This is a genomic window from Streptomyces sp. NPDC028419, from assembly GCF_055565515.1.
Map to the genome: position 1 here is coordinate 76998 of NZ_JBVHUE010000032.1, position 24522 is coordinate 101519.

Consider the following 24522-nt stretch of genomic DNA (forward strand, 5'->3'; position numbering starts at 1 on the left):
TGCAAGGTCATGTCGATACGGTTGACCGGCGCCTACCTGGTCGCCCTGCTGCTCACGGTCGCGGGGCTGGCCGTCGCCGTGGCCCGGTGGTCCCTGATCGCGGGTTCCTCGGCCCTCACGGACTACGCCGCCCTCGGTGTCGTGTGCACGGCCGTCTTCGCGGGCGGCGCCGTGGCGGCTCTGTCGTGGATCCGGCGGCGCACCTCGCGTCGAACGCTCCGGTTCCTGGGGGCCGGCCTCGTCTGGGCCCTGGCCTGCGGCCTGACCGTGGCTTCCCTGTTCACCTGGGCCAGCGGTGACGTCCAGGGCCGCTACAACCGTTCCTTCGGCGGCGCGGGGCGCTGCCTCGCGGGCACCCCGTACGCCGGCCCGCACGTCACCATCGCGTCCCTTCCCGACATCGAGCCCAAGAAGGCCACCGCCACGCAGCCGGCGCAGCCCGGAATCCGGGGCCGGTTCGCCGTCCGCCCGGACGGCGAACCCATCGGCACGCGGCTCGTCCTGAGCGCGCCCGGCAAGTCCGACGCCCCCACCCCCGCCGACGCCCGTACCCGGGCGGTCCTCGCCCAGTACGGGTGCCGCTGATCGGCCCGGAGCCGCGCCCTTGACGGCGAACGTACGCACCGCTGAGCAGAAAGCGCGTGCGAACAGGAAGCGCCACAGAGGTTCAACCTTCATCCAAAACTGGACTGATGGCCCCCGCCCCCGCCGCGCGCCGTACCGTCGCTTCCTTCATCGCGACCACGTCGTTCCGGCACCGGGACGGCGGGGCGGATCGCACGGAGGGAGGGGGGACCATGGCCGTTCCTGTGGGCGCTCACACCTTGTCGGTGGAGCAGATGGGCCTGGGGGATCACGCGTTCGCGCACTACGCGGACGACGAGGTGCGCTGGGGGGTGCTGGGGGTCTTCGCGACGCTCGGGCTGGCCCGCAACGAGAAGGTCGTCGTCATGGCCGACCCGGACGTGCCGCACGATGAGGTGGTCCGGCGGATGTTCCCGGACGAGCTGCCCGTTCAGGCGCTGGAGCGCGGCCAGCTGCGGCTCACGAGCATGCGGGAACTGATCGGTCCGCACCGGCGATTCACCGCCGGGCGGCAGCTGGGCCGGCTGCGCGAAGAGACCTTGGCGGCTCGGGACGAGGGCTACGGGGGCCTGCGGTCGGTCATCGACATGGCGTGGGTGGCGGACCTCGACATGGACATCGAGGGCGTCATGCACCGGGAGACGCACGCGGAGGGCCTGTTCGCCGACCGCTCGTACGCGGAGATCTGCACCTACGACCGCCGCCGGTTCCCCGCCGACACGGTGGAGGCCATGCGGGTGGGCCATCCGGTGGCGCTCCTGGAGCGTCCCGGGGATCTGGGCGCCTTCCACTTCGGCCACGGGGTGCGGATGGTGGGCGAAGCGGACTGGTCGACGCGCGGGCCGTGGAGTTCGGCCCTGGGCGCCGCGCTGGAGGTGGCCGGAGCGGGCCGTCCGCTGCTCCTGGACCTCACTCCGGTCTCGTTCCTGTCGGTGACGTGCGCCGCGGAGCTGCTGCGGCAGGTGCGGCACGCCGATCGGACGTCGCGGGTGGAGGTCCGCTGTTCGACGTTCCACGCGGGTCTGCTCCGCCGGCTCGGCGCGCTCGCGGTGGGCGGCCTGCGCCTGGTCGAGGACGAAGGAGCTCTGGGATGACCCGGTCGCCGGCTCGCGAGTCGGCCTCGGCGGGCGAAGAACTGGTGTGGGAGACCCGCTTCCACGCCGCCGACCTGGGAAAGCTTCGCCTGCGGATCGACGGGCTCGCCCTGGACGCCGGTCTCCCGCGGCCGCGCCGGGACGCGTTCGTCCTGGCCGTGCACGAGGTGACCTGCAATGCGGTGCGGCACGGCGGTGGGTCCGGCACGCTCAGGCTCTACCGGGGCCCGGACGCCCTGCGCTGCCAAGTCACCGACGAAGGTCCGGGTTTCACCCCGGACAGCGTCCCCCGCGCGCTGCCCGACCCGGGCACCGCCGAGGGCGGGCGCGGTCTCTGGCTGGTGCGCGAGATCACCGACGGCCTGGAGATCGCCGGACGTGACCTCGGCGCCGAGGTCACCTGCGTCATGCGGCTCGCCGACCTGTAGCCGCGTGTCCGCCGCGCGTCGTGCCTCTCGCTACTCCCCGATGAGGGCTCGGATGCGGGGCGTCGCGAGGACCATGACGCAGCCGGCGAGGACGGCGAGGGTGCCCAGGGCGAGATAGAGGACCGTTCCGGTGAGGCGGGAGGCCACTTGGGCGCCGAGGGCGTCACCGGTGGAGGCGGAGAGGAAGAAGAGCCCGGCCAGTTGGGATCCCATGCCGGCGGGGGCGAGCTTGTGGCTGATGGACAGCCCGGTGGGGCTGAGGAAGAGTTCGCCGACGGTCTGGAGGAAGTAGAGGCCGACGAGCCACAGCAGGCTGATCCGGACGGCCCCGCCGGCCTGTGTGGCGGCGACGGCCAGGAGGAGGAAGGACGCGCCCGCGAGGACCAGTCCGGTGGCGAACTTCGCGGGGGCCGATACGTTCACGCGCTTCCACACCGCTGCCAGGACGCCCGCGAACAGCACGATCATGATCGGGTTGAGGGCCGCCTGCCAGGTGGTGGGCATGCCGAGCATGTCGACGTGCCGGTCGGCGAAGAGTTGGACGCTGGATGCGGCGAGATCGAAGATCGCCCAGAAGACCACGGCGCCGATGAACAGGCAGAGGTAGGCGCGGAGCCCGTCGCGGCCCCGCTCGTCGAGGTCGGGCGTGCGCAGGAGCCTCACGAAGTATCCGGCCGGTACCAGGACGGCGAGGACGGCGAAGGCGCTGAGGCACCCGGTCAGGGTGAGGTGGTCGGTATCGGCGAGAGCCGCGGCGACGGCCGCCGCGCCGAGCAGGACGAGGGCGGTGGTCCGTACGACGCGGCGCCGTTCGGCGGTGGTGAGGGGGTGCGCCGGGCGGTCGTCGATGGCGCGCAGGCCGCTGGAGCCGACGAACACGACGAGGCTCGCGGCCATGGCGACGGCGGCGGCCGAGAAGGCGACGGGCCAGCCGAATTCCACCCCGAGCCAGCCCACGAGCAGGGTGGCCAGGAGTCCGCCGATGTTGATGCTGGCGTAGAACTTGCTGTAGGCGGCGTCGCGCCGGCTGTCGCCGTGGTGGGTGAACAGGGTGCCGACCAGGGCCGTCATGTTGGGCTTCTGCAGGCCGGTGCCGACGGCGACGAGGACCAGGCCGGTGTACAGGCCGGCGGCGCCGAGGTCGAGCGCGAGGACGACGTGGCCGGCGAGTATGACGACCCCGCCCGCGATCGCGGCCCGTCGGGCGCCGAGTATCCGGTCGGCGATCCAGCCCCCGGGCAGGGCCGTGAAGTAGCAGGCGGACAAGTAGCTGCCGACGAGCGCGGTGGCCACGGCCGGGGACATGCCGAGGCCGTGGGCCGTGTCGACGAGGAAGAGCGCGAGGACGGCCCGCATGCCGTAGAAGGAGAACCGCTCCGCCGCCTCGCTCAGGCACAGCGGGAGCAGTCCCCGTACCGGCGCCGTCGTCCGGGTGGTCGCTTCCGGGCCCGCGAGGGTGGGAGGTGCTGCGGTGGGCATGTGCGGATCTCCTCTTGGCTGCCGCGGGAGGGCTGCCATCGTCCTGGTGCGTCCGGCACCGGCACCGGCAGGGCGTCGGTTCGCGGGGGCGCGCCGTCCGACGCCGAGGGTCGTCCGCCCCCGGTGACCAGGGGACCGCGCCGTTGAGGGAGCCGGCGGCGGCTTCCTCGCGGTCGCGTGCCCGGGTCCTGCCGCCGGGTGGCCCTCAGACACATTTGTACCCAATGGGGACCGGGCTCGTCGCGGGCCCTTCGGCCTGAACTCCCCCTGGATTCCCCCGGCCGAAAGGACGAGGGCCGCCCGCGGCCGCCGACCCGGTTCAGCCGAGGGTCAGCCGGAGTTCGTAGCGGTCGGCGCGGTAGGCCTCGCGGGTGTGGGCCACGATCGCTCCGGCCGCGTCGAGGGACGTGCGCACGGTGAGCAGTACGGGCTCGCGCACCGCCAGGTCGAGCGCGGAAGCCTGGTCCGCGGTGGCGGGGGCGGCTCGGACGCTGAGGCGGGCCGTGGCGGGGGCGTGCCCGGTGGAGGCCAGGTGGGCGAAGAGCGATCCGGTCGTGAAGTCCACCGCGCCGATGCCCGCCGCGACGGCGCGGGGCACGAGGTCGTGCGTGAGGCAGACGGGCAGCCCGTCGAGGTGGCGCAGCCGGCGCAGTTCGAAGACCGGGGCGCCCGGTGCGACGTCCAGCAGGTCCGATTCGGCGGACGAGGCGCGGCGGGTCCTGCGCTGGAGGACCTCGGCCGTCACGGCCCGGCCCAGGTCGTGGTTGAGGGCGGTGAACCCTTCGAGTGCGGCCCCGCCGGCCGCGTGGCTGAAGGCGGCGGTGCGCACCTGCCAACCGCGGCGCTCCGAGGCCTCGATCACGCCGAGTTCCCGCAGCGCTCCCAGGGCCCGGCGCAGGGTGCCCCGGCTGACCGCGAGCTGTGCGCACAGGTGCCGCTCGGAGGGGAGGCGGGAGCCTCCGGGCAGGGTGCCGGCCGCGATCGCGTGCGCCAGGGCGTCGCGGACCAGGACGTACGGCGGGTGCGCCCCGTCGGCCTCGACGGGGGCGAAGGCGGGATCCGGCATGGGTGTCGAGTCCAAGGGGGTCTCGGGTGTCGGGAGGTCAGGATATGCGCCCCCGGGCGGCTCGCCGGGGGCGTACCGACTTCGGACTCTGCACGAACTGGTACATGTCTGGTACTCATGGGAGGAGGTGGTGGCCACGGAAGCTGACCGTCCGGTTCGCCCGGCCCCCTGCGCCCAGCCGCACGTACGGGAGGAATGCTCGACCGATGAGGAGCCGCACCGGAAGCAGAACGCCTTCGCGCACGGGCTGGCTGCACGCCGTCACCCGCGTCAGGCCGGTGCCGGTCGATCGCGCCCTGGTGATCCGCGGAGCGATCGGCATGGCCGCTCCCCTCGTCGTCGGCCAGCTCGTCGGCCAGCCCCTGCTCGGAGCCGCGGCCGGCCTCGGCGCGTACGGAGCCGCCGTCGACGACAGCTCCGCCCCCCTGCGCACGCGGGCGCTCACCCTCGCCCTGCCCCAGCTCGGCGGCGCGATCGGGCTGGCGCTGGGGCGGGCCGCGGGCGGCTCCGCCTGGCTGGAGGTCCTCGCGGTCATGCTCGTCGCCGCCTGCTCCGGACTGCTCTCCCCCGTCGGCCGGATCACCTCCATGACCACCCTGGTCTGGCTCCTGGCCACCGTCATGGGGATCGGGCTGCCCACCACCACACCCTGGTGGCAGAACCCCCTGCTCTTCCTGGTCGGCGGGCTGCCGCTGATGTTCCTGTCCCTCGCCGGCGCGCTGCACGACCCGTACCGAGGAGAACGCGCCGCCGTCGCCGCCGCCTACGACGCGGTGGCCGACCTCCTCGAAGCCGACCCCGCCACCTGGACCTCGGCCCGCCACCGCGTCACCGAGGCCATGGACCACGCCCACCTGACCCTGCTCGTGCACCGGCTGCGGCCGCCCCGCCCCGGCAGCGCCGCGCACCGGCTCGCCGCGCGCCTCGACGTCCTCGTCGAGATCATCGCCGCCGCGCCCACCATCCGCCGCGCCCGCACGCGCGGGCCCGGCCGCCACCCGGCCGCCCTGCGCGCGGCCGCCCGGGCCGTGGCCGCGAGGGAGCCCGTGCCCAGCGCCGTGCTCCCCCGGGCCGAAAACGACCGGGCAGACCAGGCAGACCGCACCGACCGCACCGACGGGACGGGCCAGGAGACGGGCGCGATCCACGCCGCCGTCGACCGCCTCTCGGACGTCGATGACGGCGCGACCCGCGCGCGCCTGCCCCACCGGCAGGAGCCGGGGGCCCGGTTCACCGGTGCTTGGTCCCGGCTCATCCGCCAGGACCGGGCCCTCGTCTTCGCGGCACGGCTCGCCGTGTGCCTGGGCGCCGCCCAGGCCGTGGCTTCGCTCACCGACCTGCCGCACGCCGGATGGTCGGTCCTCACCGTCGCCCTCGTCATCCGGCCCGACCTCGGCACCGTCCCCGCACGCCTCGTGCTGCGCGCGGGCGGCACCGTCACCGGCGTACTCGTCGGCCTGGGCGTCCTGGCATGGGTACCGAACGGGTGGGGGCGCATCGCCGTACTCGTCGCGCTCACCGCGCTGCTCCAGGCGTACGCACGCCGTTCCTACGCGATCCAGACCCTGCTCCTGACCCCGATCATGGTCCTGCTCGCCGACCCGCTCGGCCTCGGCGGCGCCGGCGTACCCGAAGCCCGCCTGTGGGCCACCCTCCTCGGCTGCGCGACCGCCTTCGTCCTGGGGTACCTCCTGTGGCCCGAGGACGTCCGGGGCCGGATGCCCCACCGCCTGGCGCGGGTCTACGACGACCTGGCCGCCTACGCCGAACACACCGCCTCCGCAGCACCCCGCGGGACCACCGGCCACGCACTGCGCCGGCGCATCCACCGTGACCTCGCCGCCACCCGCACCGAACTCGACCGGCTGCGCACCGACCCGCGCCACGCCCACGCCCTGCGGAACTGGCAGCACGTCCTGGACCACGCCCACTCCCTCGCGGAAGACCTCGCCGCCGACGCCGCAACCGGTCCCGGCTCCGGTTCCGGCGCCGGCGCCGGCCGTCCGACCTCGGACACCTCGGCGCTCCCCGCGCGGCTGCGCGAACGCGCCCGACGCCTGCGGCAACGCTGACCGCGGCCGTGCGGCCGCACGGCCGTGCGAGTGACGCGTTCGGGCGAATCCGAGGGCGCCGGGATCGTGTCCACGGCCCGACGAGCGGGCGTCGGGGGATCATCCGGGGCCGTCCCGAGCTCGCTTCCGTTCCTGCGCCCGAGACCCGATGCCCCACCCCGCCGGGCCACGTGCCCGTGGTCCCCCGCCCGAGAGGTCCTTCCGTGCCGCAGACCAGCTTCACCCGCGAGGAGATCCAGTCCTTGGCCCGGCTCTCGCCGTTCGAGCTGAAGGACAAGTTCATCCAGATCGCCACCGCCGTTCAGGCCGACGAGCCCGGCCAGAAGGACACCACCGCCCGTGCGATGCTCAACGCGGGCCGCGGCAATCCGAACTGGATCGCCACCGGACCGCGGGAGGCCTTCTACGCGCTCGGCTACTTCGCCCTGGAGGAGTCCCGCCGAGTGTGGACGGCCGACAACCTCGGCGGCATGCCGGAGAAGAAGGACATCGGGGTCCGCTTCGACTCCTGGGCCCGGCGCCACCCCGAACTCCCCGGTGTCGAGCTGCTGGAGAAGTGCGTCCACTACGCCGTCGACCGGTTCGGATTCGACCGCGACGCCTTCGTGCACGAGCTGACCGACGGCATCACCGGTGACAACTACCCCGTCCCGGACCGGATGCTCGTCCACACCGAGCAGGTCGTCCGCGGCTACATCGCCGACGAGATGTTCGACAAGAACCCCCCGGCCGGCGGCTACTCGCTCTTCGCGACCGAGGGCGGCACCGCGGCCATGTGCTACGTCTTCGACTCCCTGATGAAGAACGGACTCCTCCACAAGGGCGACAGGATCGCCCTGATGACCCCCGTCTTCACCCCGTACATCGAGATCCCCGAGCTCGACACCTTCGAGTTCGACGTCGTCTACGTCCAGGCGAACAACTTCGCGGAGACCGGGGTGCGCGAATGGCGCTACCCCGCGCAGGAGATCGCCAAGCTCGCCGACCCCTCGGTGAAGATGGTGTGCCTGGTCAACCCGTCCAACCCGCCCTCGCTGGCACTGAGCGACCGGGTCGCGCACCAGATCAAGGACATCGTCGCCACCGCCAACCCGAACCTGCTGATCGTCACGGACGACGTGTACGGCACCTTCGTGCCGGGCTTCCGCTCGATCGCCGCCGAGCTGCCCCGCAACACCCTGCTCGTGTACTCGTACTCCAAGCACTACGGCTGCACCGGCTGGCGGCTCGGTGTCATCGGCCTGCACGACGACAACGTCATCGACGAGATGATCGCGAACTTCCCGGCCGAGCAGAAGGCCCGGCTCGCCAAGCGGTACGGCACCCTGAGCCTGCGTCCGCAGGAGATCCGCTTCATCGACCGGCTGGTCGCCGACTCCCGCTCCGTGGCGCTCCGCCACACCGCCGGTCTCTCGCTGCCCCAGCAGGTGATGATGGGCCTGTTCTCGCTCTTCGCCATGCTGGAGGAGGGGCAGGCCTACAAGGAGAAGATCCGCCAGATCGTCCACCGGCGCCTCGAACTCCTCCTCGAAGGCGCCCAGATGAAGATCTCGGATGACGACAAGCGGGCCGGGTACTACATCGAGCTCGACCTCCTGGCCGAAGCCGAACGCGTCCACGGCAAGGACTTCGCGGACTTCCTGGAGAAGAACTACGAACCGGTCGACGCCCTGTTCCGCCTGGCCGAACAGACCTCGGTGGTCCTCCTCAACGGCGGCGGTTTCGACGGGCCCCAATGGTCCGTGCGCGTCTCCCTCGCCAACCTCGACGACCTGGACTACCTGAAGATCGGCCATCACCTGCGCGCGATCTTCGAGCAGTACGCCGAGGAATGGCGGCAGACCAGGGCCTGAAGCGACCGGCACGGCACCGGCCCGGCGGATTCGGCGGGAACGGAGGGTTCTTGTCCGGTGCGGGGTTGCTCGCAGGACGCCCCGGCGGAGGCGACGACGAGGGACGGGCCGGCGGCCGACGGGCCGAAATCGTCATGCCCCCACCGTAGCGACCACCAGGACCGGACCCACCCGAAACCGCCGAAGCCCGTCCGGCGGCCCCCCGCGAAGGCACGGCCCCGGACGGTCTTTCAGGCGTCCTCGCCGCAGTCCTGGTGGAGTTGGGCGGTGAACTGGGCACCGGCCAGGAGCGCGAGGTTGGACAGCCAGAGCCAGATCAGGAAGACGACGATCCCGGCCAGGGATCCGTACAGGTGGCTGTAGGTGGACACCAGGGAGGTGTAGAGGGCGAATCCCGCGGAAACGATCAGCCACAGGATCGCGGCCAACGCCCCTCCGGGCAGGCTGTGGTGGCGGCCCCGGGACGACGGCGGCCCCGTGTGGAAGACGACGACCACCAAGAGGGTGGCCAGGGTCAGCAGGAGGGGCCAGCGGGCGAGGTCCCATACGAACGAAAAGCTGCCGTCGAGGTGGAGCAGGTGGCCCAGGGCTCTGGCGACGGGACCGCTGACGATCAGGATGAGGGCGCACACGCCGAGCAGCAGGAGCAGGGACAGCGCGGTGGCGACGATGCGGTGGGCCTTGCGCCAGGGTGAACGGCGGTCCGGAACGCGGTGCATGCGGTGCAGCGCCCGGCGGAAGACGGCCAGGTAGCTGCAGGAGGACCAGAGCGCGCTGACGGCGCCGCCGACGAGCAGGGTCCACGCGGCCGATCGTCCGTCGAGCGTGCGGGTGAGGAGGCCGTGCAGCTCGGTCCCGGACTGTCCCGGGGCGTAGTGGGTGACGCGCGCGATCAGTTGTTCCGCGGTCCCGGGGTCGATGAGGGCGAAGGCCAGGACGGTGACGAGCAGGGTCGGCAGGATCGCCAGGATGGCGTAGTAGGTGAGGGCCGCCGCGTAGTCGCTGATGTCGTCGCGCCACATGATGAGCGGGGTACGGCGCAGGGCGGCCCACCAACGCCGGGTGGTACCGGGGGTGGCGGCGCGGTCGGGGGTGAGGGGGCCGGCGTCAGCGGACACGCGGTATCCGGTGGCTGCGGTGGCTCAGGTGCACTCGGGTCTCGATCTCGTACGGGGCGGTGTGGGGAGCGGAAAGTGGTGTGGGGATCTGGCCACACGTGCGGGTGCAAGCTTAGGCGCGCGCGGGCCGCACGACGCGCACGGTGAGGCCCTCCGCTCCGCGTGACCGGCCGGAGCGGACGGCCGGGCCTGCCACGAACGAACCAAGGACCGTTTCGCGAACGGTGCGCGCGGGGAACCGGTGTACCCAGTCCACCGGACGCCCCCGTCCACAGGACACCTATGCGCTGCCACGGAGGACGCGGAAGATGACGCAGGGGAATGTCGTACCGAACGGTGATCGAGCGTTGCAGGACCTCGTGTCGGCCGTGTCCAAGGGAGCGCCGGAATTCCGCGCGTGCCCGTACCCGGTCTACGCCGCCCTGCGCGCGCAGGACCCGGTGTGCCGGCTGACGCCCGCGCACGGGGTGGAGACCTACCTCATCACCCGTTACGACGATGCCCGTGACGCCCTGTCGGACCCCCGCTTCAGCAAGGACATGCGGGGGGCCATGGACATCTACCACGCGGTGTTCGGCAGCTTCTTCGACGCGCTGGACGACAACGTCCTCTTCGCGGACCCGCCGCGGCACACGCGGCTGCGCCGGGTCCTGCGGCGCGCCTTCACCCCCGGGCGGGTGGAGGCCATGCGGCCGAGGATCACGGAGATCACCGAGGAGCTCCTGCGGGAATGCCGCAAGAGCAACCGGGTGGACCTCATGTCCGCCCTGGCGTTCCCCCTTCCCGTCGCGGTGCTGTGCGAGCTGATGGGCATCCGGGAGGCCGACCGTCCGGACATCCTGGAGCAGTTCGGTGTGGTGACGCGGTCCCGGTTCAACCCCGCGTTGAAGGCCGAACTGAAGGCGGCCGAGGAGTGGCTGCAGAGGCGCTTGGGAGAGCTCGTCTCCCACGCGCGGCTCCATCCGTCGGACGGCTTCCTCAGCGACCTCATCACCGCGGAGGACGGGCTCGACGACGCGGAGCTGGTCGCGTCGATGTGGGTGCTGTTCTTCGCGGGCCACAAGACCACGGCGTTCCAGATCGGCAACTCCATCCTCGGCCTGCTGGCCCACCCGGATCAGCTGGACCTGCTCCGCCGGGATCCGTCGCTGATCCCCGACGCCGTCGAGGAGCTCGTACGGTTCGACGGATCGGTGGAGACCTCGACGTTCCGGTACGCCACCGAGGACGCGGACATCGCGGGCACCGTGATCCCCCGGGGCGCCCTCGTCCAGATCGCCCTGAACTCGGCCAACCGCGACCACGAGAGGTTCGAGTCGGCCGACGTCCTGGACGTGACGCGCGTGGGGCTCCGCGGGACGCAGCTCGGCTTCGGGCACGGAACGCACTACTGCCTCGGGGCCCCGTTGGCGCGGCTCGAACTCGACATCGCGCTCGCCTGCCTGCTCCGGGAGTTCCCGGAGATGGAGCTGGCGGAGGGTGAGGAGAGCGGGGGCGCGTGGCTCAAGGGACCCGTCGCGGCGTTCCGGGGGCTCGAACGGCTCCTGGTCGTCCTGGAGCCGGAGCGGCCGGCCGAAGATCTCGCGATGGCGCCGACGGTCTCCGTCAAGTGACCGAACCCGAAGGGCGTTGGACTGCCATGCACGAGAGCGGGAACCCCTCGGGGCCGCACGTGAAGGAGCACCCGGAGGTGCCCGTCGAGGACGCCGGTAGGCGGGTGCGCGCCGCGGGGGGCGCGGCGCCCCCCGGTCCGGTGCGGGGTCACGGGATCCAGCCGAAGATCGACATGCACCACCACTTCTGCGCACCGGAATGGCGCGAGTGGGCCGTGCACCACGAGCTGATCGAACCGGGGCAGCTGCCCCGCTGGGCCTACCTCGGTGCCGAGGACGCGATCGCCTTCATGGACCGCGCGGGGATCGGGACGGCCGTGCTCAAGCCCATGCTGCCGGCGCGCTACCGTTCCTCGGCGCAGTTGCGCGAGGCCATCACCATCACCTTGCGTTCGGCGATGGAGGTGGTGCGGGCGCACCCGGCCAGGTTCGCCTTCTACGTCCCGCTGTTCCTGGACGACCTCGAAGCCTCCTCGTGGGCCGTGCGCCGCGGGCTCGGCCAACTCGGCGCCGTCGGCGTGAACGTGACGGCCAACTACGGGGGCGTGTACCTCGGCGATCCCGCGTACGACCCGATCTTCGCCGAGCTGAACGAGTTCTCGGCGGTGGTGGACACCCATCCGCACCATCTCCCGGGCGCCCGGCCGGGCCGAACGACCGTTGCGGGCATCCCCGACTTCCTGTGCGACTTCCTGCTGGACACCACGCGCGCCGCCGTCAACATGATCAGCAAGAAGACCCTGGACCGTTTCCCCGACCTCTCCGTGATCCTGCCGCACGCCGGCGGGTTCCTCCCGTACATCGCTCCTCGGCTGGAGGCGCTCGGACGGTTCTGCGATCCACCGATCGACCCGGCGTCCGTCCGCCATCACCTGCGCCGCTTCTACTACGACACGGCGGGCCCCATGGCCCCGGCCGCGACCCTCCTCGCCCACGTGCCCGCCGACCACGTCCTCTTCGGCACCGACTGGCCGGCCGCGCCGCAGGACACGGTCATGGACCTGGCGCTCCCCGCCCTGGAGGCGGACCCGGCCTTCACTCCCGAGCAACTGGGCGGAATCTACCGCGAGAACGCCCTGCGTCTGATGCCGCAGTTGGCCACGGTCTGACCGCCGGCCGGTCGGCCCGATGACCGGCCGGCCCGGACCGGGTCCCGAACCGAGCCCCGCGCCTCGAACGAGCGCGGGGTTCGGCATGTACGGGCGCGGCGGCTACGGACCGGTCACCGCGGGCCGCCCGGCGTGGGACCGGGACCGGCCGGGCCGGGGCCCGCCTGATCGGGGCGGCCGGGGAGGAGGAGGGAGCCGAGGGCCGCGCAGGCGGTGAAGAGGGCCGCGACGAGGAAGGCGTGCCCGTAGCCGGCGGTGAGGGCCCGCGCCCCCGGGCTGGAGCCGCCCCCCGCGGTGTGCGAGGCGATGGTCGCGAGGATCGCGAGGCCGAGCGCGCCGCCGACCTGGCGGGAGGTGTTGACCAGCCCGGAGGCCAGTCCCGCTTCGCGCCGGTCCACGCCGGCGGTGGCCGCGGCGGTGACCGGCAGCATCGCCAGTCCCAGACCGAGGGCGCAGAGCACGAAGGGCGCGGCCACACCGGTGACGAAGGAGCCGCCCACGGTGATCCCCGACAGCCACAGGAACCCGAAGGTGCTCAGGCCCATCCCGGTGACCAGCAGGGGCCGCGGGCCGGTGCGCCGGACGAGGTGCGTGGAGACGCGGGCGCCGATGACGACCGCGAGACAGCTGGGCAGGAAGTACAGGCTGGTCTTCAGCGCGCTACAGCCGAGCACCTGCTGCATGTAGAGGGAGAGCAGGAACCACATCGCGAACATCGCGGAGCCCAGACCGATCATGACCAGGTTGGCGATGGCCAAGGTACGACGGCGCAGCACGGCGAGGGGAACCAGCGGGGCGGCGACCTTCGACTCGATGACCACGAAGACGGCCAGGAGCGCGATGCCGACGGCGAGGGCGGCCCAGACGTGCGGGGAGGTCCAGGACGCGCTCGCCGTGGAGATGATCCCGTAGACCAGGGCGGTCAGACCGACCGTGACCGACAGCGCCCCGGGCAGGTCCAAGCGGCCCAGGCCGCCACGGCCGCCACGACCTCCGTGCGCGACCGGCGGGGCGGGCGCGTGGAGGAGCGCCGCGGTCAGGATCGCGATCCCGATGGGGAGGTTGACGTAGAAGACCCAGCGCCAGCTGCTGTACTCGGTCAGGAGCCCGCCGATCACCGAACCGGCCGCGCCGCCGACCCCGTTGACCGAACTCCAGGCGCCCATCGCGCGGGCGCGGGCCCGGGGTTCGGTGAAGGTGGTCATGATCAGCGTCAGGGTGGCGGGGGCGAGGACCGCGCCCCCGATGCCCTGGACCGCTCGGGCCGCGATCAGCGTCGCACCGTTGTCGGCCAGCCCGCAGGCGAGCGACGCGGCGGTGAAGGTGGAGAGGCCCGCCAGGAAGGTGCGGCGGGCGCCGACCAGGTCGGCGGCCCGGCCGCCCAGGAGCAGCAGCCCGGCGAAGGCCAGGGTGTAGGCGTTGACGATCCACTGCTGCCCGGCCGCGCTCAAACCGAGGGACGCCTTCATGTCGGGGAGTGCCATGTTCACGATCGCGACGTCCAGCACGACCATGAACTGGGCCGAACAGGCGATCACCAGGACCATCCCCGTCCACGCGGCGCTGCGCGTGGGCGGTGGGGGGTCGGTCCTGAGTTCGGGCGCAGCGTTCGACATGGGGATCCTCAGGGGCAGGGGACGGATGCGGATCGAGTACGCGTTCCATGAGATCCCTGCCCCTGTGCACGGCCGGCGTCACGGGCGAGCGGGCCAACCGGGTGATGGTTACGGAGGGCCCGCGCGGCCCCGGAAGCGGCGGTGGGGCGTGGTCACCGGTGGGGTAGGGCGGCCAGCCATTGGTGGACGGTGTGGGCGGTGGAGCGCGCGTGGCTCTCCAGGAGCGTGTAGTGGTCGCCCGGGACGGTGACTTCGGTGTGGGGCAGCGGCCATGCGGGAGCCGGCGCCGTGTCGGGCAGTGGTGCCCCGGCACGGACGAAGAGGGTCGGTGCCGCCGGCCGCGCGGGGCGCCACTCGGAGAACAGGGCGAAGTACGCGGCCATGGCCGTGAGGCGGTCGGGGTCGGTGGAGGCGAACTCGGCGGCCCGGCCGAGCATGTCGGACGTCATCGGGGAGAGGGCTTCGTCGGCGTCGGCGCGGGCGGCGGGATGGGTGTCCAGCAGGACGACGGCGGCCGGGGCCTCCCCCTGCGTCGCCAACCGTTCCGCCACGGCCTGGGCCGCCCAGCCACCCGCGGAACGCCCGAGGAGGGCGAAGGGCTCGCCGCCCGCGGCGGCCCGGACGGCGGCGGCCTGCGCCGTCACGAAGGCGTCCAGTGTGGCCGGCAGTCGCTCCGGCCGCTGGAAACCGGGATGCGGCAGGGCCGTGACCGGTTGCAGTCCCCGCAGCCCCCGGGCCAGCCGGGCGTACTCCTGCGGTCCGGAGAGCGCGCTCAGCGCCGGGAGGCAGAGCACCGGCAGTCCCGTTCCGCCGCGGGCCAGCGCGACGGCCGGCGGCGCGGCCGTCGGCGCCTCGGCGCGGTCGAAGGTCGGGCGCAGCCGCGCGGCGATCGTCAGCAACCCCATCGCGTCCATGGTCCGTCCCCGCGCGCAGGCCGCGCGGAAGAGGCCGCTCAGGGAATCCGGGAGGGCCTCCTGCGACGCCGGCCCGCCGTCCGCGGGGTCAGCGGCGGCCCGCGGATCCGTGGTCCGGGTCCGGTCGGGGGGCGGTGGGGCGTACCGCTGCGCCAGGTGGGTGGCGACCGCCCGGGGGCTCGGGAAGTCGAACAGCAGCGTGGCCGGGAGCGCGGTACCGGTCGCGGTCGCGAGGCGGTTGCGCAGCTCGACCGCGGCCAGGGAATCGAGCCCCCGGTCCGCCAACAGGTCGTCCGGGTCGATCGCCCCGTCGTCCTCCGTGTGGCCGAGCACCTCGGCCGCCCGGGCCAGGACCTCGCCGAGCATCAGCTCGACGCGCTGCTGCGGCGGCGCGTCGGCGAGGCGCCGGATCAGGGCGGAGGGTGGCGGGGTGGGCCGGTCGACGCGGCCGTTCCGGCCGGCCGTGCCGGTGGGCGGGGTACGAGGGGTGCGTGGGGTGCCGGGGCGGGCGGCCACGAGTACCGGATCGAGGCGGGCCGCCACCGGGGCCGGGTCGGCGCCGCGAACGGCCTCGTCGAAGAGGGCGAGGCCCTCCTCCGGTGCGAGCGTGGCGAATCCGGCACGGGCCATCCGCGACAGGTCCCGTTCCGTCAGGTGCGCCATCATGCCGCCGCTCTGCCGCCAGGGCCCCCAGGCGATCGAGGTGCCCGCCAGGGCGAGCCCGCTCCGATGCCGGGCCAGGGCGTCCAGGACGCAGTTGGCCGCCGCGTAGCCGGCCTGCCCGGCGGAACCGAAGGCGCCGGCCACCGAGGAGAAGAGGACGAACAGCGCGAGGTCGCGGTCCGCGGTCAACTCGTGCAGCGCGAGGGCTGCGTCCGCTTTGGGCCGCAGCACGCGGTCGAGCCGTTCGCCGTCGAACGCCACGACGATGCCGTCGTCCAGGACGCCCGCGGTGTGCACCACCCCGGTCAGCGGGTGGGCCGCCGGTACGTCGTCGAGCAGGGCGGCCAGTGCCCGCCGGTCGGCGACGTCACAGGCCCGGACCGTCACCCGAGCGCCCCGTGCGGCCAGTTCGTCGCACAGCTCCGCCATCCCCGGTGCCTCGGAGCCGCGCCGGGCGGCGAGCAGCAGGTGGCGGACGCCGTGCGCGGCGACCAGGTGGCGCGCCGTCACCATCCCGAGCGAGCCGCTCGCGCCGGTGACCAGGACGGTGCCCTGCGGGTCGAGCCGCCGTCCGGGTTCCGCTTCGGCCGCCGGCGCGGGCGCGCGGACGAGTCGCGGGAGGTGGGGCACCCCCCGGCGCACGACGGTCTCGGGCTCCGCTCCGGCCAGGAGTGCGGGCAGCGCGGCCGCGGAGCGGGGGTCGTCGTCCAGGTCGATCAGGGTGAGACGGCCCGGGTTCTCGCGCTGCGCCGAGCGGACCAGTCCCCACACCGCGGCTTGGGCGAGGGCGCGTACGCCGGCGTCGGTGGCAGTGCCCCGCTTAGGCTCCGCGGTGCCCGTGTCGACGGCGCCGGTGGTGACCAGGACCAGGCGGGAGTCGGCCAGGCGGGGCTCCAGCAGCCAGGCCCGCACCAGCGCCAGGGCCCATCGGGCCGTTCGGTGCACCTGCCCGGCCGGGCCGGGGTCACCGTCGGTGGTGGCGCCGGGCGCGGGGCAGGGGGCGACGACGACCTGCGGTGCGTCGGCGACCGCCCCCGCGAGGTCGGCGTACACGGGGACCTCGGGGCCCGCGGGAGCCGGGGCGGGCCACGACTGGGCGTCGGTCAGCAGGCCCCACGTGGGTACCGGAGCGTCCGCGGGCGGCTGCGGCCGGGGTGCCCAGGTCGTCCGGAAGAGCGCCGCGGCAGGCGGTTCGGCCAGGGCGGGATCGGTGGGCGACGGGGACGAGGGGGACGAGGGCCGCAGGTCGAGCCGGTCGATCGTCGCGACGGGCGCTCCCGTCTCGTCGGTCAGCTCCAGCCCGATCCGACGGTCCGCCGCTGCCCCTTCGGGTCCGCCCCGGCCCGGTGCCACGGGCGACACCAGGCGCACCCGCAGCCGCCGGGCGCCCGCGGCGTGCAGGCGCACCCCGGTGAAGGAGAACGGCAAGGCGACGGATTCCGCGCGCGCTTCGGGTCGGGGAGGCTCCTCGTCCTCGCCCCGTGCCCGGTCCTGATCCGGGAGGAGGGCGGCGAGGGCGACCGTGTGCAGCGCGGCGTCGAGCAGTGCGGGATGCAGCGCGAATTCCGTCGCGGTCGCGGCCGCGCCCGACGCGCGGACGTCGGCGGTCTCGGGCAGGGCCACCTCGGCGTACACCTGCGCGCCGATCCGCCACGCCGCGCGCAGCCCCTGGAAGGCGGGGCCGTAGTGGAGTCCGGCTCGGGACAGTCGCGCGTACACCCCTGCGGCCGGCCGCTCCCCCGCAGGGCCGTCGAGGTCGATCGGCACCGCGCCCGGCGGGGGCCAGGGGCGCTCTCCCACCGACCTGGTGTACCGGTCCGGGTCCCCTTGCGGTACGAGCGTCCCCACGGCGTGCCGGCACCAGGGGCCCGTGTCCGCCGTGGCGCCGTGGGGGCGGGCGTGGACGGTGACGGACCGTCGGCCGGCGGCGTCCGCGCCCGCCACCTTCACCTGGAGCTCGACGCCGCCGTCCGCGGGCAGCGGCAGGGGCGCGGTCAGGGTGAGTTCGTCGAGGACCGGAGCGCCGGCGCGCGCGCCCGCGTACAGGGCCATCTCGACGAAGGCGGCCCCGGGCAGCAGGACGGCGTCGGCCACGACGTGGTCGGCCAGCCAGGGGTGGTCGCGGAGGGAGAGCAGCCCTTCCAGCAGCAGGCCGTCGTCGTCCGCCGTGGCCGTCAGGGAGTGCAGGAAGGACCTGGCCGGGCCGCCCTGCCCGGGGGCCGGGTGCGGCGGATCGGCGTCCAGCCAGAAGCGGCGGCGCTGGAACGCGTACGTGGGCAGCGCGGTGCGTCGTGCGCCGCGCCCCGCGAAGACGGCTCGCCAGTCGACCGGAACGCCGTCCGCGTGGAGCGCGGCCACGGTGTCGAGCAGTGCGCCCGCTTCCGGCCGGTTGCCGCGCAGCGTGGGGAGGATCAGCGGGGCGGGCTCCGGATCGGGCCGCGGCGCGGTGAGGCAGCTGCGCGCCAGGGCGGTGAGTACGCCGTCCGGGCCGAGCTCCACGAAGCGGGACGCCCCGCGCTCGCGGAGGTGTGCCAGGGAGTCGGCGAACCGGACCGGTCGGCGGACGTGGTCCACCCAGAACTCCGGTGTGCGCAGCTCCTCTTCGGTGGCCGCGCGACCCGATACCGCGCTCACCAACGGGAGTTCGGGGACTGCGAAGGACAGTCGACCCACCACCTCGGCGAACTCCGCCAGCATGGGCGCCATGTGGGCCGAGTGGAAGGCGTGGCTCACGCGCAGCGGCGTCGCGGACCGGCCGAGGGCACGGAAACGGGCGACGATCTCCCCCACGGCGCCCTCGTCCCCGGAAACGACCACCGAGGCCGGCCCGTTCACGGCGGCGATCTCCACCACCCCTGCCACCTGGGCCAGATGGGTGGCGATCTCGTCCTCACCGGCCGCCACGGCGGCCATGGCGCCGGCCGGCAGCGCGTCCATCAGCCGGCCCCGGGCCGCCACCAGGGTGCAGGCGTCGGCGAGGGACAGCGCACCGGCGGCGTGCGCCGCGGCCACCTCTCCGATCGAGTGCCCGGCCACCAGGTCGGGGCGCACGCCCCAGGACTCCAGCAGCCGGAACAAGGCCGTCTCCAGGGCGAAGAGAGCCGGTTGCGCGAATCGCGTCGTCCGCAGGAGGTCATCGGCGTCGCTCCCTCGGGCCCCGGTGCCGGCGGCGCCGAACACCACGTCGCGCAGGGGTGCGGGCAGTAGCGGGTCGAACAGCGCACAGCACTCGTCGAAGGACCGCGCGAAGGCGGGGTGCGTCGAACGTCGTCCGTACAACTCCCGTCCCATTGCGAGGCGCTGGCTCCCCTGCCCGGTGAAGAGGACGGCCAGGGAGCCCCGCGCGCGGGCGGCGCCGGTGTGCGCGCCCGGGCGGTTCCTTCCCTCGGCCAGCGCCCGCAGCGAGGTGAGCAGCTCCGCCCGGTCCTGGGCCACCACCACGGCCCGGTGCTCGAAGGTCGAACGGGTGGTGGCGAGGGAGTACCCGACGTCGGCCCGCGCCGCGTCCGGGTGGGCTTCCAGGTGGTCGAGCAGACGCCCGGCCTGATCGCGCAGCCCGGGCACGCTCCTGGCCGAGAGGACGAACGGCAGGGGCTCTCGCGACGCTCCGGTCGGGGCGGCGGGGGTGTGCGGAGGGTCCTCGGGCGGGGGCTCTTCGAGGACGACGTGCGCGTTGGTCCCGCTGATGCCGAAGGAGGAGACGCCCGCCCGGCGCGGGCGGTCCGCCGCGGGCCACGGCACGGCCTTCGTCAGCAGGGCCACCTGCCCCGACGGCCAGTCCACGGCGGGGTTCGGTTCGTCGGCGTGCAGGGTGCGCGGCAGCACGCCGTGCGCCATCGCCTGCACCGTCTTGATCACGCCGGCCACTCCGGCGGCGGCCTGGGTGTGGCCGATGTTCGACTTCACCGAGCCGAGCCAGAGCGGGCGTTGCCGCGGCTCCCGTCCGTAGACGGCCAGGAACGCCTCCGCCTCGATGACGTCGCCGATCCGGGTACCGGTGCCGTGTGCCTCGACCGCGTCGACGTCCGCGGGCGCCAGCCCGGCGTCGGCCAGGGCCTGGCGGATCACGCGTTGCTGGGCCGGGCCGTGCGGAGCGGTCAGCCCGTTGCTCGCACCGTCCTGGTTCACCGCCGAGCCGCGCACCACGGCCAGGGCCGTGAGCCCCCTGCGGCGGGCCTCGGACAGGCGGCTCAGCAGCAGCATCCCGGCGCCCTCGCCCCAGCCGGTACCGTCGGCGGCCGCCCCGAAGGCCTTGCAGCGGCCGTCCGGGGACAGCGCCCGCTGCCGGCTGAACTCCACGAAGGACGCGGGTGTGGACATGACCGTCACCCCGCCGACCAGGGCGAGGTCGCACTCGCCCCGGCCCAGTGCCCGGGCCGCCAGGTGCAGGGCGACCAGGGACGAGGAGCAGGCGGTGTCCACGCTGATGGCGGGCCCTTCCAGGCCGAGGGTGTAGGCGATGCGGCCGGAGGCGACGCTGCCGGCGTTGCCGATGCCGAGGTAGCCCTCCACCTGCGCGGGCGTCACGGCGAAACGGCTCGCGTAGTCGCTGTACATCAGCCCGGCGTACACCCCGGTCGCCGATCCGCGCAGGGTCCGGGGGTCCATCCCGGCACGTTCGACGGCCTCCCAGGCCACTTCCAGCAGCAGCCGGTGCTGCGGGTCCATCGCCAGCGCCTCGCGGGGGGAGATGCCGAAGAACGCCGGGTCGAAGCGGCCGGCGTCCGCGAGGAAACCGCCCTCGCGGACGTACGTGCGCCCGGAGCGGCCGGGATCGGGATCGTAGAGACCGTCGGTGTCCCAGCCCCGGTCGGCGGGGAAGGGGCCGATGGCGTCCGTGCCGTCGGCCACCAGCCGCCACAACTCCTCGGGGGTGCTCACCCCACCGGGGTAGCGGCAGGCCATGCCCACGATGACGACCGGATCGTCGCCCTCCGCGGCCTCGTCGACGCCGAGGTCGCCGGGGCGTTCCGCGCCCGGACGCGGGCGCGGCGCCGTCGCGGTGGTGGCCCGCTCGGCGGTGACGAGCGATCCGAGGTGGGCGGCGAGTGCGGCGGCCGTCGGGAAGTCGAAGGCGACGGCCGCCGAGAGCCCGAGCCCGGTGGCCGCGGACAGTCGCTCCCTCAGCACCGTCGCCGTCAACGAGTCCATGCCCAGGTCCCGCAGCGCCGTCGCCGGCTCCACCGCCTCGGGCGCACAGCCCAGGACGTCGGCCGCCGCGCGCACCACCAGGGCCAGTACGTCCGACGCCGCGTTCAACTCGGCCGGCGCGGCCCGGCGTTCGGCCGGCGGCCCTTCCAGCAGTCGCGCGGGCAGGTCGGCGAGCGCGTTCCGGCGTACCTTCCCGGAGGCCGTACGGGGGACCTCCTCCACCTCGTACAGCTCGGCGGGGACCTTGACGGCGGACAGCTCCCGGCGGCACGCGGCCAGGATGGCGGCGCGATCGAAGCCCTCGTCGGACCGCCGGCCCCGTTCGCGGACGACGTAGCCGACCGGTACCTCGCCGAAGACGGGGTGCGGGCGACCGGCCACGGCGGCGTCCGCGACCCCGGGCAGTCGCCGCAGGAGCGCCTCCACCTCCGCGGGGTGGACGTTCACCCCGCCCCGGATGATCAGGTCACCGGCCCGGCCGGTGATCACGAGTTCCCCGCGGGCGTCGACCCGGGCGAGGTCACCGGTACGGAACCACCCGTCGCGCAGCACCTCGGCGGTGGCGTCCGGCCTGCCGTGGTAGCCGGCCATCACCCCGGGCCCGCACACCCACAACTCGCCCTCGCCCACGTGCTGTCCGTCCGCCCCGCCACCGACCCGGACCCGGGTTCCGGGCAGGATCCGGCCGCACGACTCGGCCGACACCGGGTCGCCCGGCGCCGTCATGGTGACCGGGCCCGCCTCCGTACTGCCGTAGTGCTCCAGGTAGGGGACCCCGCAGATCTCCTCGAACGAGCGGCGGAACGCGGCCCCCGCCGAGGCCCCGGCGCTGATGCACCCGCGCAGGGCGCTCGTGCCCAGGGCGCTCGTGCCCTCGGCGCTCGTGCCCGGGGCGGCGCCGTCGCGCACCTCGTCGCGCACCTCGTCGAGCAGGGCGGCGTAGGTGGTCGGCACCCCTCCGAGGAGGGTGTACGGGGCGTCCGTACGGCGCAGTTCGGCGAGTGCCGCCGCGACCGCGAACCGGGGCTGGATCATGGCGCTCGCCCCGGTCGCGGTCACTCCCACCGCGCAGACCACGTGGCTCATGGCGTGGTGCAACGGCAGGGGCCACAGCAGCCGGTCCCGCGCGGACATGCCCAGGACGCCGGCGAGTCCGGCGGCCACCGGGGCGAGCCGGTTGCGCTGGGTGAGCAGGACGCCCTTGGGGACTCCGGAGGAGCCGGAGGTGTAGAGCAGCCAGGCCACCTCGTCCAGTCCGAGGTCGTCCGGCGCCGGGGTCGCCGGCTCGGTGCCCACCAGGTCCTCGTAGCGCAGCTCGACGCGGTCCGGGCGGCCGTGCTCCGCAGCGACTGCCTCGTCGCCCGGCGGGTCGACGACCAGCACGGTCGGACCGGGGCGCGCCGCCAGCAGCGCAAGCAGCAGGGGAAGCCGGGCGCGCTCGGTGATGATCACGCGGGCGCCGCTGTCGTCCAGCAGGTGGGTCAGCTCCGGCGCGGAGCCGGCGGGGTCCAGCGGCACGCCGACCGCGCTCGCCCGGGTGACGGCCAGCAGGCTCTCGACCGCCTCGACCCGGTTGCCGAGCAGGATCGCCGCCCGCTCTCCGCGCCCCAGCCCGAGCCCGACCAGATGCCCCGCCAGGCGCCCGGTCCGCCGTTCCAGATCACGGTAGGTCAGCCGGGTGCGGCCGTCCTCGAAGGCGACCTTCTCCCCCGTGCTCCGGGCGTGCTCGCGCAGCAGCACCGGGATCGGCCTGACGATGGACGCGTCCTTACCCGTACCCGCTGTACCCACGTGATCCTTCACCTGCTCGAAACCCCCACAGTGGACTCGTGGTTGAGGATGCGCTCACGGCCCCGGGGGTTGCCTGCCGCTCCGACGCGATGTCCGCCGGCCGGAGCGGCAGCCGCGTCAGCGTCCGGCGGCTCCGGGGCCGGTCGTCGGCAGGTAGCGCGGTGCCCGCCAGGCGTGCAACTGGCGCTCGACCGCCGCCCCCAAGGACAGGAGCGCCGCGTCCTGGTGCGCGCCGGCCATCAGGAGGACGCCGACGGGGAGTTCGCCCACGGATCCGGCGGGGACGCTGAGCGAGGGGTAGCCCGCGACGGCCGCCGGTGTGGACGAGGGGATCACGTCGTTGTCACCACGCGCGCAATCGGTCGTCCAGGCGGGCGGGTTGGTCGGTGCGGCGATCGCGTCCAGGTGGTGCGCGGCCATCGTCTCGTCGATCGAACGCCGCGACAGGTCACGCAGCTCCGCGCGCCCGGCAAGGTATCCGGGGTCGGTGGTCGGCGGGGCCGAGAGGGCCTGCTCGAAGAGTTCCTGGCCGGGGAAACAGCTCTGTTCCGCCGGGTTGGCGCGGTTGAAGGCGATGAGCTGGGCGAGGTCGTGCGGCCCGTTGCGGGTGGCGAGGTAGGCGTCGATGTCGCGGTGGAACTCGCTGAGCAGCGCCGGGAACTCCAGGGCCGCGAGCCGTTCCTGGTAGGGCGGGGTCACCTCGACGACGTGGGCGCCCGCGTCCCGCAGTCGCCGGGCCGTGCGGGTCATGACCGCGTCCACCTCCGCGCCCAGCACGGGCAGCCGCCACAGTCCGATCCGCTTGCCCCGCAGGTCGCCGCCGCCGACCGGTGCGGCCGCGGGGCCGCCGTCCTCGCGCGGCGCGCGTTCGGACATCGCCGCCAGGGTGAGGGCGACATCGGCGACGTTGCGCGCCATGGGGCCGGCCGTGTCCTGTTCGGCCGAAATGGGCACCACCCCCTGGCCGCTGACCAGGCCGAGGGTAGGTTTGAGGCCGACCACGCCGTTCATGCCCGCCGGGCAGACGATCGAGCCGTCGGTCTCGGTGCCGATGGCCACCTGGGCCAGCGACGCGGCGAGCGCGGCGCCCGACCCCGCGGACGATCCGCAGGGGTTGCGGTCGAGCACGTAGGGGTTGCGGGTCTGCCCGCCGACCGCCGACCATCCCGAGGTGGGCTTCTGCGCCCGGAAGTTGGCCCATTCGGACAGGTTGGTCTTGCCCAGGATCACGGCGCCCGCCCGGAGCAGGCGGGTCACGAGAGCGGCGTCCGAGGCGGGCGGGCTCCCCGCGAGGGCGAGCGAGCCCGCCGTCGACGACTGGCCCTTGGTCTCCACGTTGTCCTTGATCAGTACGGGAATCCCGTCGAGCGGGCCGAGGGTCGTGCCCTTGCGGTGCCGTGCGTCGCTGGCGGCTGCCCGGGAGAGGGCGGTGGGATCGGTGCGGAGCACGGCGTGGATCGTGGGATCGATCCGCTCGATCCGCTGCAGGTAGGCGCGGGTCAGCTCCGACGACGTCAACGATCCGGCCGCCATCCGGGCCTGGAGCTGCACGATGGTGACGGTGTCGAGGTCGAGTCGTGCGGGGTCCCGTCGGGGCGCCGCACCCGTGGTCCCGGTGGCGCCGCCGCCCTCGGCGGTGGCCGCACGCGCGGCCTGGGCGGGGGCTCCGGCCCAGAGCGAACCGGCGAGCGCGGCGGCCACCAGCACGGCCGCGCCGCCGCGGCCGCCCGCCTTCCGGCGGCGGGGCGGGGTGGTGCGCGGGGTCCGTAAGGACGTGGGTGTCTGCGGGGGCTTCATCCGCCCAGCCGACTACAGACCGCCGGACCGCACAAGTGCGCCCCGCCGCTTCCCTCGACGCCGGCGCTCCCGGGCGTGGGATCGGGCCGAACGGCGGACGGGAGGTGACGGGCGGAGCTAAGGTCTCCGGCAGGGCGGAGCAGGAGCAGGAGCAGCAGGGCAGGGGAAACGCG

At 74.2% G+C, this 24522-nt stretch carries 13 protein-coding genes; 7 read left to right on the forward strand and 6 right to left on the reverse strand.

The features are described 5' to 3' along the window. Positions 1-9 precede the first annotated feature (9 nt). The 3 genes from ACZ4UB_RS30810 to ACZ4UB_RS30820 all read left to right on the forward strand — a co-directional run bounded on the left by ACZ4UB_RS30810 (position 10) and on the right by ACZ4UB_RS30820 (position 2107). Complete coding sequence (locus tag ACZ4UB_RS30810; RefSeq protein WP_468075201.1) at positions 10-585, forward strand: hypothetical protein; 576 nt, start codon at positions 10-12, stop codon at positions 583-585. 212 nt (positions 586-797) lie between these two features. Further along, positions 798-1679: an MEDS domain-containing protein gene (locus tag ACZ4UB_RS30815; RefSeq protein WP_468075203.1), complete on the forward strand. Its 882-nt coding sequence runs from the start codon at positions 798-800 to the stop codon at positions 1677-1679. Continuing rightward, entirely contained in the window at positions 1676-2107 is a 432-nt protein-coding gene (locus ACZ4UB_RS30820; protein ID WP_468075205.1) for an ATP-binding protein, read from the forward strand. Before ACZ4UB_RS30815 ends, ACZ4UB_RS30820 begins: the two co-directional genes overlap by 4 nt. Positions 2108-2137: 30 nt before the next feature. On the opposite strand, the gene ACZ4UB_RS30825 is transcribed toward ACZ4UB_RS30820, so the two are convergent. Together ACZ4UB_RS30825 and ACZ4UB_RS30830 are read right to left on the reverse strand one after the other, a co-directional pair. Further along, the gene (locus tag ACZ4UB_RS30825; protein ID WP_468075207.1) at positions 2138-3586 is read right to left on the reverse strand and encodes a peptide MFS transporter; all 1449 of its coding nucleotides are present in this window, start codon (positions 3584-3586) and stop codon (positions 2138-2140) included. 319 nt (positions 3587-3905) lie between these two features. Further along, complete coding sequence (locus ACZ4UB_RS30830; protein ID WP_468075209.1) at positions 3906-4652, reverse strand: GntR family transcriptional regulator; 747 nt, start codon at positions 4650-4652, stop codon at positions 3906-3908. A gap of 206 nt (positions 4653-4858) precedes the next feature. Between ACZ4UB_RS30830 and ACZ4UB_RS30835 the strand changes: the two genes are divergently transcribed. Further along, positions 4859-6724 (forward strand): FUSC family protein, encoded by a 1866-nt coding sequence (locus tag ACZ4UB_RS30835; protein ID WP_468075211.1) that lies wholly within the window; start codon positions 4859-4861, stop codon positions 6722-6724. Between the two features lie 203 nt (positions 6725-6927). Beyond that, positions 6928-8577 carry a bifunctional aspartate transaminase/aspartate 4-decarboxylase gene (locus ACZ4UB_RS30840; protein WP_468075213.1) on the forward strand — a complete coding sequence of 550 codons (1650 nt, stop codon included), beginning with the start codon at positions 6928-6930 and terminating at the stop codon, positions 8575-8577. A 230-nt stretch (positions 8578-8807) separates the two neighbouring features. On the opposite strand, the gene ACZ4UB_RS30845 is transcribed toward ACZ4UB_RS30840, so the two are convergent. Continuing rightward, positions 8808-9695, reverse strand: a complete 888-nt coding sequence (locus tag ACZ4UB_RS30845; RefSeq protein WP_468075215.1) for a YihY/virulence factor BrkB family protein — start codon at positions 9693-9695, stop codon at positions 8808-8810. 308 nt (positions 9696-10003) lie between these two features. Between ACZ4UB_RS30845 and ACZ4UB_RS30850 the strand changes: the two genes are divergently transcribed. Both ACZ4UB_RS30850 and ACZ4UB_RS30855 read left to right on the forward strand, forming a co-directional pair. Beyond that, positions 10004-11308, forward strand: coding sequence for a cytochrome P450 family protein (locus tag ACZ4UB_RS30850; protein ID WP_468075217.1), 1305 nt, complete (start codon positions 10004-10006; stop codon positions 11306-11308). Between the two features lie 26 nt (positions 11309-11334). Next, complete coding sequence (locus ACZ4UB_RS30855) at positions 11335-12417, forward strand: amidohydrolase family protein (protein WP_468075219.1); 1083 nt, start codon at positions 11335-11337, stop codon at positions 12415-12417. Positions 12418-12530: 113 nt separating this feature from the next. On the opposite strand, the gene ACZ4UB_RS30860 is transcribed toward ACZ4UB_RS30855, so the two are convergent. The 3 genes from ACZ4UB_RS30860 to ACZ4UB_RS30870 all read right to left on the reverse strand — a co-directional run bounded on the left by ACZ4UB_RS30860 (position 12531) and on the right by ACZ4UB_RS30870 (position 24349). Next, a complete protein-coding gene (locus ACZ4UB_RS30860; protein WP_468075221.1) occupies positions 12531-14033 on the reverse strand; it encodes an MFS transporter in 1503 nt (500 codons plus the stop codon). A 152-nt stretch (positions 14034-14185) separates the two neighbouring features. Further along, positions 14186-22552, reverse strand: coding sequence for a type I polyketide synthase (locus ACZ4UB_RS30865; RefSeq protein WP_468075223.1), 8367 nt, complete (start codon positions 22550-22552; stop codon positions 14186-14188). A gap of 117 nt (positions 22553-22669) precedes the next feature. Next, positions 22670-24349 (reverse strand): amidase family protein, encoded by a 1680-nt coding sequence (locus tag ACZ4UB_RS30870; RefSeq protein ID WP_468075225.1) that lies wholly within the window; start codon positions 24347-24349, stop codon positions 22670-22672. Positions 24350-24522 lie beyond the last annotated feature (173 nt).